A 13,641-nucleotide genomic window follows, 5' to 3' on the forward strand; every position below is an offset into this window, starting at 1 on the left:
TCGATGACGAATCTGGAAAAGGCGAGCGCGGTTGCGCGGCCGGCGGTGTTCCGTGAGCCGGGGGCGCTGCTTTATGCCGGCAATTGCAAGGATTTGCACAACGCCTCGCTGGAGGGAAAGGTGACCCTGAGCGCTTGGACGCGCCGCGGCTATCCGGGCCGCGATCTGGGCGACGCACTGCCGCAGGTCTGTTCGGTCGGCGGGTGGGACGCCACGCGTCCGCAGGACTGGGGGCTGAAGGAGCACTGCAACGAAGGCGTCAAGATCGCCTATCTCGCGCGTGGCACCCTCACGCTCACGCTTGACGGCCAGCGCCACGAACTGCAGGAAGGCCAGATGTTCGTCGTGCGGCCGTGGCAATTGCATGCATTCGGCAACCCGTTTGTGGCTCCGAGCCAGATCGTCTGGGTATTGTTCGACATGGGTGTGCGCCGGCCGCACGAGCGATGGTTGTGGCCCGATTGGATCGCCTGGCCCGAGCGTGACCAGACCCGTCTGACCGAACTTCTCTCCATGAACGAACAGCCCTGGTACACAGCCTCCCGCGAGGTTGCGCGCAGCTTCATGAACATCGCCGACATCGTGGCGAGCAACGATATCGACGGCGGCGAGACGCGGCTGCGGCTGCTGATTTCGATGATGCTGCTGCAGTTCAAGGACCAGCTGGAGGCGCAGCAGCCGGAACTCGACCACTCGCTGGCGGCCTCGCGTCGCACGGTCGAGATCTTCCTGCGCCGGCTGTGGCACGCGCTGGACGACGATTGGACGCTGGAGAACATGGCCACGGAGTGCAACCTCTCACGTACCCAGTTCTCCAAACATTGCCTCTCGCTCACCAACATGACGCCGTCGCGCTACCTGCAGATGATCAGGCTCGCGGCCGCGCGTCAGATGCTGGCATCCAATGGCGGGAGGTCGGTCACGGAAGTGGCGTTCGACTGCGGATTCTCGTCGAGTCAGTATTTCGCGACCTGTTTCCGCAAGCAGTTCGGAATTTCCCCAAGTGAATTGCGACTCGATAATCGCGCTCCCGAGATCGCCGCATTCTGAACTGGACCAGCAGGCCAGCCAGCCCGATCCGGCTGTCTGCTGCCTCGCCCGTTGGCGATGGGCCGCTTCAGTCTCGGCCAGCGCGATACCGAGGAAATGCTGCTTCAGCGCGGCATGCTCGTTTCCTGCCGGACCACCCGCCGACGGTGCCGAAAACACGGTCCCGATTATGTGTGCAACTGACGCCGCAAGGCAGCGGAACAATGTCTGTGCCTCACGGGCGGATGTTGCTCAGGCTGCGCAGCGGATAGCGCAAGGAGACGTCGAAGGGATTGAGGCCGGCGGCGAGATTCATCGCCTCGGTCTTGAGGATGCGCACCACGCTGGGCAGGCGTTCCGGACCGAGCCGTTCGGCCAGCGTGCCGACGCTGAGCGCGGCGACCGGGCGTCCCTGCGCGTCGATGACCGGCACGCCCACCCCAGCCATACCCGGGATGAGGCCGGTATTGAGATTGACCCAGCCCTGTTCACGCGCCGTGGCGATGGCCGCGCGCAAGCCCGCTTCGTCGAGGAAACCGCGATCGATGAGGCGCGGAATATTGAAACGGATGACTTCTTCCTGTTCCGCCTCGGGCAGATGGGCGAGGATCGCCAGACTGCCCTGGCCCAGGCCAAGCGGCACCTTGCCGCCGATATCGCCGGTAAAGGACCGGATTGGGAAAGGCCCCTCGACACGGTCGAGACATACCGCGTCATAGCCGTTGCGCACCAGAAAGAAGATCGTGTCGCTTAAGGTGGTGGCAAGGCGCAGAAGCACTGGCCGGGCGAGATCACGTATGCCGCCGGCTTGTCCGGCCCGCGCGGCGAGCACGAAGAAATCAAGCGAAGGACGATAGCGTTTCCCGCCCTCGACCTGCTCGACGAAGCCCTCCGCCATCAGATCCTGCAGCGCTCGATGCGCCGTCGACTGGCTGCAGCCGGCAGTACCGGCAATGTCCTTCAGCCGTATGCCGGCGGGATCACCGCCTGCGACGATGCGCAGGAGCGTGAGAGCCCGGCGCAGGCTGGACAGTCCTCGATCTTGATCGGTCATCGATTCATATAGGCCTGGAATGAAATCTGTGTGGTCATTGATCATCCAAAATTTCATATAACGGAATTAAGTCAAGAAAAATTCTGTTAAATGGAATTTTAATTTGACTATCCCGGGTCGCTGCGACCTCCTTTGAAGAGTTTCAAAGTGCGGTTGGTGGGTGCATGGCTTTCCTGACGCTTGAGCAGGTGAACAAGTTCTACGGCGAGTTGGCCGCTGTTCGCGACGTTGATCTCAGCGTCGCCAAGGGCGAATTCGTCTCGCTGCTCGGACCTTCCGGTTGTGGCAAGACGACGACACTGCAGATGATCGCCGGACTGGTCGAGCCGACCAGCGGCCGCATCACGCTCGACGGGCGGGACATCACGCACGAGAAGCCGAACCGGCGCGGACTCGGCATCGTCTTTCAGAGTTACGCCCTGTTTCCGCATATGACGGTCGCGCAGAATGTCGCCTTCGGGCTGGAAATGCGCAAGGTGCAGCGCGCCGAGCGGGACACCCGCGTCGCCGACATGCTCGCGCTCGTCCATCTCGCCGGGATGGCGGATCGCTATCCGCGGCAGCTCTCGGGCGGACAGCGCCAGCGTGTCGCCATTGCCCGCGCGCTCGTCATAGAGCCGCCGGTACTGCTTCTCGACGAGCCGCTTTCCAATCTGGATGCCAAGCTGCGCGAGGAAATGCAGTTCGAACTGCGCCGGATCCAGCGTAGCGTCGGCACGACGACCATCATGGTCACGCACGACCAAGCCGAGGCGCTTTCGATCAGCGATCGCGTGGTTGTGATGGAGGCTGGATGCATGACGCAGGTCGATGCGCCCTACCGCCTTTACGAGAAGCCGGCAACGCCCTTCATCTCGTCCTTCGTCGGCAGGATGAACCGGCTTGAGGGTATCTGGTGGCCCAACGGTCCCATCGGCACGGTGGAAGTGGCAGGGGCAATGCTGCCAAGCGAGGCGGCGGATCTTCCTGCCGGCGCCGCGGTGACGGCGTCGATCCGCCCGGAAAAGCTTCTTCTTCACAAGGCCGGCGAAGGGCGTCTCAACGGTAATGTGGCCAGCCGGTTCTTTCTTGGCGGGCACTGGCTCTTCAATGTAGAGACCCCGGCGGGCGTCATTGTCGTCTCCATGCCGAACCATGGCGAGGAGCCGGCGCGGGAAGGCGAACGCGTCGGGATCGACTGGGCGCCGGCAAGCCTGCGCATCGAAGCTTCAGCCGGCGGGACCGTGTCATGAGCCGGTCGCCCGCCGCACCCTGGCTGCTCGTCTCGCCCGGCGCAGTGCTGTTTCTCGGGCTTGTCCTCGTGCCGCTCGTCCTGACGGTGATCCTGTCCTTCCTCACCTATAATTATGATACCGGCATCGGCGACAGCTACACGCTCGCCCATTACGGACGTGTCCTTTCAGACAGCTATTATCTCGAGATCTTCTGGCGCACGCTGCGCCTTGCCTTCCTGACGACGCTTCTGTGCGCTCTGATCGGCGCGCCCGAGGCTTATATCCTGTCGCGGATGCGAAGCCCCTGGCGATCCATCTTTCTCCTGGTGATCATCGGGCCGCTCCTCGTGTCCGTGGTGGTTCGCGCCTTTGGCTGGAGCATGCTGCTCGGTTCCACCGGCCTCGTCAACGCAGCACTCGGTGTGCTGGCCCTCGGCCCGGTCAGGCTGCTCTATACGGAGACGGCCATCGTCATCGCGCTCGTCCACGTCATGCTGCCCTTCATGGTCATTCCGGTCTGGACCGCGCTGCAGAAGCTTGATCCCATGGTGGAGACGGCCGCCTGGAGTCTCGGGGCCTCGCGTTTTGCCGCCTTGCGGCGCGTGGTGATGCCGCAGGTCAGCATAGGCCTTCTCTCGGGCAGCCTTATCGTCTTCGGGCTTTCAGCCAGCGCCTTTGCCATCCCCGGTCTGCTTGGCGGACGGCGGCTCAAGATGGCGGCGACGCTCGTCTATGACGAATATATGCAGGAGTTGAACTGGCCGATGGGCGCCGCGATCGCCATTATCGTCCTCCTCGCCAATCTCGTCATCATGCTTGCTTATAACCGCGCCGTCGAGGCCCGGGCACGCAGAGCCCTGGGTTGAGTGCCATGCAGAAGAACGGTCCCCTTGCGCTCCTTTTCCACACGGCCGTGATTGCCTTCGTACTTGCACCGCTCGTCGTTATCTGTCTCGTCGCCTTCACCCCCGAAAACACGCTGACGATACCCACGACTCGCTTCTCGCTGCGCTGGTTTCGCGCCATTCTGGATTATCCCGATTTCATCACTGCCTTTGGCAATTCGCTGTGGCTTGCAACCATTGCGGCAACGCTGTCGGTTGCGATTGCGGTTCCATCGGCGCTTGCCATCGACCGTTATCGCTTTTTCGGCCGCGACGCGCTCAACGCGCTTTTCCTCTCGCCGCTGATTATTCCCCACCTCGTGCTCGGCGTGGCTTTCCTGAGGCTCTTTGCGCTTATCGGCGTTACCGGAAGCTTCACCTGGCTGGTCTTGACCCATGTCATCGTCATCACGCCCTATGTGCTGCGCCTGGTCATCGCGGCGCTTTCCGGACTGGACCGCAGCGCGGAGCAGGCGGCCATGACGCTCGGCGCTTCGCGATGGACCGTCTTTCGCCGTATCACTTTGCCGATGATCCTGCCCGGCGTCACCGGCGGTTGGCTTCTGGCCTTCATCAACAGCTTCGACGAACTGACCATGTCGATCTTCGTGACGTCTCCCGCGACGGTGACCCTGCCGGTGCGCATGTATATGTACGCGACCGAATCCATCGATCCGATGATGGCCGCCGTTTCGGCCCTGATGATCGCGCTCACCGCAATCGCCATGCTGGTGCTCGACCGCGTGTTCGGGCTCGACAAAATCCTTGTCGGCGAAAAGTGAGGCGCGCGATGCAGCTCTTCCACCGCATTGCCCGAAGCGAGCACAGGCCGATTTCCTTTACGCTTGACGGCACTCCCTGCGTCGGGCGGGAAGGCGACACCTTGCTCACCGCTGTCCTCACCGCGGGCACAGCCGTGCGTTCAAGCGAATTTTCCGACGCGCCGAGGGCAGGCTTCTGCCAGATGGGAGCTTGCCAGGATTGCTGGGTGACGCTCGCAAATGGCGAACGTGCCCGCGCCTGCACGACGCCCCTTGCCGCCGGCATGGAGATTTTCACCGGCACGGGAGCCGCCGCATGACGGGCCGTCCGCAACCTCTCGTCGTCGGCGCGGGACCGGCCGGCGTACGCGCCGCCGAGGCTCTTGCCAACGCTGGCCTGCGTCCGCTCGTCGTCGATGAAGCGCCGGCCTGCGGCGGCCAGATCTATCGCCAGCGGCTCGTCGACGATGGCCGCAGCACCCGCGATCTCTACGGCTCCGAAGCGCCGAAGGCGGAGCGGCTGCACCGCGATTTCGCCGCGCTCGCCAGGCGCATCGACTATTGGCCGCAGGCCCTCGTCTGGAACCTGCGCGAAGGCATGGCGGATATCGCGCTGGCGGGCGTAAGCCGGGAGGTCGCCTATGACGGGCTCATCCTTGCGACCGGTGCCAGCGATCGCGTGCTGCCCGTTCCCGGCTGGACACTCCCCGGTGTTTTCACGCTCGGCGGCGCGCAGATCGCGCTCAAGACGCAGGGCTGCGCCATCGGCAGCCGCGTCGTCTTCGCAGGCTCGGGGCCACTGCTTTATCTCGTCGCCTGGCAATATATGAAAGCGGGCATCGATGTCGCCGCCGTGCTCGATGCCACCCCGCTGATGGCCAAATACCATCTTCTGCGCGGCCTGGTGCTCGCCCCCGACATCGTGCTGCGCGGCATGCGTTTCGCCGCTGAATTGCGGTTGCGCGGTGTCGCCATTCACTATGGTATCGAGGACCTCGCCATGGAAGGCGTTACACGTGTGGAAGGCGTCCGCTGGCGGCAAGGCGAACGCGAGCGAAGTCTCGCCTGTGACGGCATCGGGTATGGTCTGTCGCTGCGCTCCGAAACCCAGCTTGCCGATCTGGCCGGTTGCGCCTTCTCCTTCAACGCGCGCGAGAACGCCTTTCTGCCGCAGCGCGACATCAGCGGCCGCAGCAGTGTCGCAGGCGTCTATCTTGCCGGCGACGGCGCAGGAATTGCCGGAGCTGATGCGGCGGAGCTTGCCGGCGAGCGCGGGGCGCTGGCCCTCCTGGAGGATCGTGGTTTGCCGCACGCGCTTGAGCGCGCGGCGGATCTGGAGCGAAGGCTCAGCCGTATCGGCCGTTTCCGCGAGGTGCTGGAGGCGGCCTTTCCATATCCCGGGCATTGGGCGAAGTGTGTCGCCGATGAAACACTCGTTTGCCGGTGCGAGGAGGTGAGCGCTGGCACCTTGCGCCAGTCCGTGCGCGATTTCGCGCTCGACGAGCTCAATCGCCTGAAAGCTGTCAGCCGCATCGGCATGGGCCGCTGCCAGGGGCGGTTTTGCGGCGCGGCGGCGGCCGAAATTCTTGCCTGCGAAATCGCAAAGAGCGTCGATGCTGTGGGTCACCTGCGCGCTCAGGCACCGGTCAAACCCTTGCCTCTGGCGTTGAAACCGGGAAGAGCGCGGACGGCTGCGGAATGAACAGGCGTCTTAATGTCGATGTCGCGATTATCGGCGGCGGCCTCGTCGGCAGCTCCGCCGCGCTGGCGTTGCGGACAGCCGGTATGGATGTCGCCCTGATCGACCGGCGCTATTGTGGCGCGCAGGCCAGCGGCGTCAATTATGGTGGCGTGCGCCGGCAGGGTCGCCCTCCCGAGCAATTGCCGCTCGCGCAGCGCGCTCATGCCATCTGGCCCCACCTCAAAGAGCTGATCGGCATTGATGGGGAATATCTGCGTTCCGGTCATTTAAAGCTCGCGGCTGATGAGGCCGACATGGCTTCCCTTGAAGCCTATGCGGCAAAAGTCGCGGATTACGGCCTTGAACTGGAACGCGTCGGCCCCAGCGAGCTGCGCCGGCGTTTCGGCTTTGTGAGCGACAGCATTGTCGGCGCTTCGTTCTGTCCAGGTGACGGACATGCCAATCCGCGTCTCGTGTCGACTGGTTTCGCCGTTGCAGCCCGCCGCGCCGGCGTGCATGTGCTGGAAAACAGCCAGGTGACCGGCATTACGCGCAACGGCGATGGATTTGCGCTGGAGTCGGGGGAGGGGACCGATATCACCGCTCGCATCGTCATCAACAGCGCCGGCGCGTGGGCCGACGATTTCGCCACGCTGTTCGGCGAGCCAGTGCCGCTCACTCGCATCTATCCCTCCATGGTGGTGACGGAGCCGTTGGCGCCCGTGCTCACTGTCAATATCGGCATGGAGGGCGGAGGCGTCTATGCCCGACAGGTCGAGCGCGGCAATTGCATCATCGGCGGTGAACGCGGGCTGCCGCTCGTGGATGCTGATTTCTCGCGCCCGAGCGGTGAAGGCCCGCTTGCCATCATGAACCGCGCCGCAGCGCTTTTCCCCGGCCTCATGCGCGCCCATGCCATCCGCTTCTGGAGCGGCACGGAAGGCGCGATGCCGGACAGAAATCCTGTGATCGGCCCTAGCCGGACGACGCCGGGCCTGATCCACGCCTTCGGCTTTTCCGGCGCCGGCTTTCAGATCGCGCCGGGTGTCGGCGAGGTGCTGGCGGAGCTCGTGCGCGACGGTCGCACCACGACGCCGATCGAAGCCTTCTCCATCACGCGCTTCACGACGGATATGGGAGCATCTATCCACCGCACCATCCACGGCTCGGGTGCGGGGCACAGCCAAGAGCCGCAACAAAGGGGAGTCTGATAAATGATCAATCATCGAACCACATTTGCCGCCGGCATCGCCCTGCTGACGCTTACCACCAGTGCCGCACAGGCGGAAACCAAGACGCTTTATGTTGGCATGAATGGAGGCAATTTCGAACGCACCTATCTGCAGGACGTCTTTCCCGATTTCGAGAAGGAGAATGACGTCAAGATCGTCGTCGTACCCGGCACGTCCGCCGATATTCTCGCCAAGGCGACCGCGGCCAAGGACAATCCGCAGATGCATCTGATGTTCCTCGATGACGGCGTGATGGTGCGCGCCATCGGTGCGGGCCTTTGCCAAAAGCTGAAGCCAAGCCCTGAGTTGAATGAGATCGCCTCCAGCGCACGGCTGAAGGATGATATGGCGGTGGGTATTGACCTGGGTATGACCGGCCTCGCCTATAACAAGAAGATGTTCGACGAAAACGGCTGGGCGGCGCCGACCTCCTGGATGGATCTGGCGGATCCGAAATTCGAGGGCAAGGTGGTTTTCCAGTCCGCAGCCACATCTTCATTCGGGCTGCACGCCTTTCTCATGTTCAACCGTATCGAAGGTGGCAGCGAAGAAAATGTCGAGCCCGGCTTCGAGAAATTCCCTGACACGATCGGCAAGAACGTCCTTGAATATATTCCGAACTCCGCCAAGATTTCGGAAATGGTGCAGACGGGTGAAGCAGCCATCTTTCCGCTGACGCCAACCGGGGTATCGACGCTTCAGGGCAAGGGCATTCCGGTGGAATACGCCCAGCCGAAGGAGGGTTCGGTCATGTTGATGGTGGCGGAATGCGTTATCGCCAATAATTCCGAGCCCGAGCTGGCACAGAAGCTCGCCGCCTATCTTCTTTCGCCGGAAGCGCAGTCCAAGGCGCTGGCCGCCGGCAACATCGTGCCCTCCAACCCGAAAGCCAAGGCGACGACGCCGGAAGCGGAAAGGAAGCTGGAGGCTTTCCACGGCTATATGAAGACTGCGGTGACGCTGGACTGGGATGCGATCAATGCCAAGCGGCCGGAGTGGAACAGCCGCTGGAATAAGACGATCGAGCGCTAGTCATTCATTCTGCGGCCCGGAAGTGACCGGGCCGCAGCACCTGTTTCGCCAGGTCGATGAAGGCGCGGAGCTTCGTCTGTGTCTGGGCGCGCGGGTAATGCCTGTCAAATATATGGCAACACCGCTCTGTCAAAAAGGTGAGTCAGTTCAGATCTTTACACTTGACTACCGCGATGAACCGTTTTGCCAGTGTCCACTCTGGGTTGATCGCAGTTAATATTGCGGCAAGTGTACGTCATATGAAAATTCTGCCCGTCAGTAGGCAGTATGGCGCTGATTGTTCGGTGATGTTTCAGTTCCGAGGCTGGTCTAGCATAGTCGACTTCGAGCTTCTTTCTCATATCGCTCGGCACCAGCCGGAACATGCCAGGAACCGCTCGGTCGTAACGATGATCGGGAGCGCGGATCATGCCGGCAGTTGATTTCCGTGTGCCAGGCGGGCTGTCGTGGCACGAGTTGGGGACGGCGCTGCGGATAGCCATAGCAAGCGGCAAGGCAGTCGGTATCGAGGTCACCATCTACAATCCGCGCCTCGACGAGAACGGCAGCGCTGGGCGCGGACTGGCTGATGTGCTGGTAGCAGTGCTCGAAATCGCGGCACGATAAGCTAAAATCATCGGGCGCTTAAAGCCCAGCGCCGGCCACTGGCCACGCATCGACCGGCGCGCCGCAAGGTTGGTTATTGCTGCATCCCCTTCGGCGTCTCGCCCTTCAGAAAGGCCTCGACGTGGGTAAGCAATAAATTGGGCCGTCCAATGACGGCGGTGTGACTGTTGGCCGGCAGGACGGCGAGGCGCGACTGCGACAAGGGTTTGCCCATGTCTCCCATGCCGCCTCCGCCGAGCAGCCGAAACATCGCCACCGAGTGCTCAAGGGTCGTGACATCAGCGTCGCCGGTGATGATCAGCACGGGTGTCTTCAGCGCCTTCACATCCGCTTCCCACCTCATGGGCTCATGCTCGAGCGCGATCAGCTTGCGGACGAGCGCGGGAAATCCATCGGGATTTGGGGCGAGCTTGCGGTATTCCTCCGCGAACGGCATGCCGAGGAACATTTCCGGAGTCATCTGGGGAATGAAGGCCCGGTAGTCGGGCTGAAAGCCGGTAGCGTCGTAAGCGGGCGAGGCCGCGGCAAGCTTCTTAATCTTTCCCGGGTGGCGGAGGGCGAGCTGGAGGCCAGTCGCCGCGCCCATGGAATAGCCGAAGACATCGGCCTTCTCGATGCCGACCGCATCCATGAAGGCAGCAACGTCACCGGCGAGACAACGCCATCGAGCTGCCTTGGAGCAACGGACAGGCGAAGGCCAGATCAACCGCCTCAAGACCCTCAAGCGCTCGATGTACGGCCGGGCAGGACCTGAACTGCTGAGGGCCCGCATGCTGCCGCCGCTTCACACAAAGTGAGGAAGAACCTCGATCCCGACCATTACAGGAAAATAGCCGCAATTATTGTTCCCGATCTCCTCGCGCAATACGGGAAAGCTGCTCCGCCCGCCCGCACAATTCATCTTCTTGTCATCAAACCATAATGCTCGCCGAGCATAGTAGATGGACATCCTGCCGCTTCAGTCAGGCCCATCCGGGAGCGTCTCTCCCGGGAAGATTACCGGAGAACGATCATGTCCTACCGCATCGATATTGATGGAAAATATCGCTACAATGCAGCGGGTAATCGCACGTCTGTCCTTTCGGACGAACAGCAGCGCCTGTTCCAGGCCGAGATCAACGAGGCGATAAACGAGCGGGCGCAGGCGGGCGGCTCTGACAAGATCGATCCTCTCAATGAAAAGGCCGTCGTCATTGAGAATGGCGACAGCCTGTGGGAAATCGCCCGCGAGAACAATGTCAGCCTCGACGATCTGCTGGCGACCAACAAGATTGAGCTCGGTGCGACCGACGGGGTGATTCAACCCAACGAGGTGCTGATCGTGCCGCTGAGCTCGCCGGAAGTCGTGGCGAACGGACCTGTTGACAGCAACGGCGTGCCGGCTGGAGAAGACGCCTTTATCAGCGATCTCTACGAGCGGGGCAATGAGCTGGAATATGCCGACGATCCCTCGCAGATCGACCATGAAGCCGAAACGCGAGCCATGCAGGAGGATGTCGGAACCTATCTCGACAACCTGCCGGAATCAGAACGGCAGGAGGCGGCACTGCGTCTGGCCGAGAGCGACTGGCGTGATGCCGGTCCGGCCGGCACCGCCATCACAGTGGCCATCGAGGAACGTGGCCTCAAGACCGAACGGGAAGACATCTTTGCTGGTGAGATCTATGACCGCGGCAATGAAATCCAGTATTCGGATGATCCCAATATCGATTATCAGACCGAAACGGCCGAAATCACCAGTGATGTGAAGACCTATATCCAGCAATTGCCGGAAGGCGAACGGGCCGGTGCGCTGCAGCGGCTCTTTGACCGGGAATGGCAGGATGCCGCGCCCGCGCAGACGGCAATCGAGAATGCGGCAAACGAGCTCGGCATCACTTTGCGCCCCTCCACCCATGCCGGTGTGGATCTTGAAGAGAGGGCCCGGCAGATTATCGACGCCGCCAATGCAACGGGGGAGCCGGACAAGGCTTTCCAGCAATTCAGTGAATCCTATGCCTCCGCGCCCGCCGATCTGCAGCAGGTGCTCCTGCGCTCCGACGATGCCGATCAACTGATCCGCAACGCTGCGGATTGGGCGACGCAGCCGCTCGCCGAGTACGATCCGGAGAGCGCGACCAGCGATCAGGGCGACGCCGCGACGGTGATGGCGAATTTGGAAAAGCTGACGGACGGCGTCGATCCGAAACTCGCTGTCGATCTCCTCTCCGCATCGATGCCGACCATCGAGGCTGCAAATACCCGGCGCCAGGAGATGATTGGTAGTGAGTTGATCGGAATGAATGGTCAGATGGACCTGATGGAGATCATCGACCGCATTGGCGGCACGCCGGGCGCTGACGCCATCGTCGAACGTTTCGCCGCACTGGGCGGCTATAACATAAACTCCATACCGCCGGCGATCGCCAATGGTTCCCGCCTGGATTACCCGCTGGCCGTGGCCGCGGAATATGGGTCCACCAGCCCGGATTTCGTCACCCAGAACATCATTCCGAATGTCGAGCAATACGCCTCTACGGTCAACGGCAGTATCGACGCCTATGCCACACATATGCAGGAACTGCAGTGGCTGATCGCCAATCACGGATCGACGATGACGCCGGAACAGCTTGAGCAGGCCGTCGAGGATTATAAGACCGAAAAAGGGCCTGACTGGCAGGCGACGGAAGAGCGCCTGGAAAACGATATCGCCGAACAGGGCGGGAAGCTCCTTACGCAACTGACGGCGCTCGGCAACCTGCCGCCGGAACTGGCGTCGCAGCAAGCCGCAGTCGATGAGCAGATCGGTCAGATCCTGTCGGACGAAAAGACGGCCATGGCGATCGATATCGCCATGAAGACGAATCCCGAACTGCTCGACAATCCGCAGGTCGTTAACTTCCTGGGCGACCAGGCCCGCCTGACCGACCGCGGCCGCAAGCTGGCGGAGGAGGCGACGACGCAGATCGTCCGGCGCACGGTTCTGCCGTCCTTCAGCGAACTCGACGTAAACAATCCCGCCAGTCTCGAACGGGCCAGAACCAGCCTCGAAAACATGAAGAGCAGCACCCTGTCGTCCTTGCTGGGTATCCCCGAAAGCGATATGAACAGGGCTATCGATGCCGTCAAACAATCGCTGCCGGAGCCTGGCGACACGGTTGAGCAGGCGAGAGCCAAGATGGCGCAGCTCGACAGCGATCTCAATGATCTGCGCAGTTCGAGCGGTATCCGGTCCTTCGCCAACACCACGGTTCCCGGCCAGTTGCTGCGCATGGTCGGCGTCGCGGCGACGGGGGCGACACTGAGCAATTCAGCAACGAATCTGCAGAACGACCCGACGCTGAAAAACGGCCTCAAGGTCGTCATTGATGCGGTAGGTCTTGGTCAACGCACAGTCGAAATCCTCGGTGGAATGGACCGGATCGACGCCGATTCCGCTGCCGTGCGGCACTTCGGCAGCTCGAGCAAGCCAGCAGTGAAATTCCTCGGAGCGCTCAGCGCAGGGTTCGATGCGTGGAATGCCGTCGATCATTTCAGGGCCGGCGACCCGCTCATGGGCAGCCTGTCCGCGGTCGCGGCCGGCGGCACGGTCATGGCGGCCCTGGGCACGGGCACGATGTTCGGACCTGCCGGACTTGTGATCGTCGGAGCCGCAGTCATCGGCCAGATGATCGTCACCGATACCCGGGCGTCCAATGTCTATATGACCGATACGTCAAAGCAATTCCTGGAGTATGCAGGCCTTGACGAGGATGTGGCAGGTGCCCTGGTCGATCAAAGCGGCGATGGTTTCAGCGCCGTGCCGCTCCTTGCCCGATATGCCGAGATGAAGGGTTTCGAGCTAGACCAACCGGCGGATCGCCAGCAGTTCATCGACTGGCTGAACAATATGCCTCACGAGAGCCTGGAGGCGCTGCGGGATAATCTGCACCACACGCTCGACGATTTCGGAGGTGATGTTTCCAAGCTGGGCGCCACGTCCGAAAACGATTTCCAATATACCGATCCCGACGAGCTGAACTACCAAATTACCGGCACAGGTGTTTACGTTCCAAGCCTCGCCGCCAGTATCCAGTCCGGCGATGCCCATCCATCATCGGTGGCGCAGATCGATGTGGTTCTGGAGCAACTAGGGATCGATATTCCGGTCGCGTGAGATCGGGACTAAG

Annotated in this window: 10 protein-coding genes and 2 pseudogenes; 10 read left to right on the forward strand and 2 right to left on the reverse strand. The window is 62.1% G+C overall.

Annotation, left to right across the window (positions count from 1 at the left end; all coding sequences use genetic code 11):
- The first annotated feature begins 3 nt into the window (after nt 1-3).
- Nucleotides 4-1,050 carry a helix-turn-helix transcriptional regulator gene (locus tag DUT91_RS17705; RefSeq protein ID WP_114441820.1) on the forward strand — a complete coding sequence of 349 codons (1,047 nt, stop codon included), beginning with the start codon at nt 4-6 and terminating at the stop codon, nt 1,048-1,050.
- 214 nt (nt 1,051-1,264) lie between these two features.
- On the opposite strand, the gene DUT91_RS17710 is transcribed toward DUT91_RS17705, so the two are convergent.
- Entirely contained in the window at nt 1,265-2,083 is an 819-nt protein-coding gene (locus DUT91_RS17710; protein WP_114441874.1) for an IclR family transcriptional regulator, read from the reverse strand.
- A gap of 164 nt (nt 2,084-2,247) precedes the next feature.
- On the opposite strand from DUT91_RS17710, the gene DUT91_RS17715 reads away from it, so the two are divergent.
- The 8 genes and pseudogenes from DUT91_RS17715 to DUT91_RS17755 all read left to right on the forward strand — a co-directional run.
- On the forward strand, nt 2,248-3,315 hold the full coding sequence (locus DUT91_RS17715; RefSeq protein WP_114441821.1) for an ABC transporter ATP-binding protein: 1,068 nt from the start codon (nt 2,248-2,250) through the stop codon (nt 3,313-3,315).
- Entirely contained in the window at nt 3,312-4,163 is an 852-nt protein-coding gene (locus DUT91_RS17720; RefSeq protein ID WP_114441822.1) for an ABC transporter permease, read from the forward strand. The genes DUT91_RS17715 and DUT91_RS17720 overlap by 4 nt, the downstream gene beginning before the upstream one ends.
- A gap of 5 nt (nt 4,164-4,168) precedes the next feature.
- On the forward strand, nt 4,169-4,963 hold the full coding sequence (locus DUT91_RS17725) for an ABC transporter permease (RefSeq protein WP_114441823.1): 795 nt from the start codon (nt 4,169-4,171) through the stop codon (nt 4,961-4,963).
- A gap of 8 nt (nt 4,964-4,971) precedes the next feature.
- On the forward strand, nt 4,972-5,262 hold the full coding sequence (locus tag DUT91_RS17730; protein WP_114441824.1) for a (2Fe-2S)-binding protein: 291 nt from the start codon (nt 4,972-4,974) through the stop codon (nt 5,260-5,262).
- Nucleotides 5,259-6,644 carry an FAD/NAD(P)-dependent oxidoreductase gene (locus tag DUT91_RS17735; protein ID WP_114441825.1) on the forward strand — a complete coding sequence of 462 codons (1,386 nt, stop codon included), beginning with the start codon at nt 5,259-5,261 and terminating at the stop codon, nt 6,642-6,644. The genes DUT91_RS17730 and DUT91_RS17735 overlap by 4 nt, the downstream gene beginning before the upstream one ends.
- On the forward strand, nt 6,641-7,834 hold the full coding sequence (locus DUT91_RS17740; protein ID WP_114441826.1) for an NAD(P)/FAD-dependent oxidoreductase: 1,194 nt from the start codon (nt 6,641-6,643) through the stop codon (nt 7,832-7,834). The genes DUT91_RS17735 and DUT91_RS17740 overlap by 4 nt, the downstream gene beginning before the upstream one ends.
- Nucleotides 7,835-7,837: 3 nt before the next feature.
- Nucleotides 7,838-8,887 (forward strand): ABC transporter substrate-binding protein, encoded by a 1,050-nt coding sequence (locus DUT91_RS17745; protein ID WP_114441827.1) that lies wholly within the window; start codon nt 7,838-7,840, stop codon nt 8,885-8,887.
- Between the two features lie 405 nt (nt 8,888-9,292).
- Nucleotides 9,293-9,493 (forward strand): annotated as a pseudogene (locus DUT91_RS17755) (arginase family protein); the annotation flags it as partial.
- A gap of 73 nt (nt 9,494-9,566) precedes the next feature.
- Here the strand turns inward: DUT91_RS17755 and DUT91_RS17760 are convergent.
- A pseudogene (locus DUT91_RS17760) lies at nt 9,567-10,148 on the reverse strand (alpha/beta fold hydrolase); the annotation flags it as partial.
- Between the two features lie 357 nt (nt 10,149-10,505).
- On the opposite strand from DUT91_RS17760, the gene DUT91_RS17770 reads away from it, so the two are divergent.
- Nucleotides 10,506-13,628 carry a LysM peptidoglycan-binding domain-containing protein gene (locus DUT91_RS17770; protein ID WP_114441829.1) on the forward strand — a complete coding sequence of 1,041 codons (3,123 nt, stop codon included), beginning with the start codon at nt 10,506-10,508 and terminating at the stop codon, nt 13,626-13,628.
- Nucleotides 13,629-13,641: the final 13 nt, after the last annotated feature.

Source organism: Paramesorhizobium salinisoli (assembly GCF_003335045.1).
Lineage (GTDB): Bacteria > Pseudomonadota > Alphaproteobacteria > Rhizobiales > Rhizobiaceae > Paramesorhizobium > Paramesorhizobium salinisoli.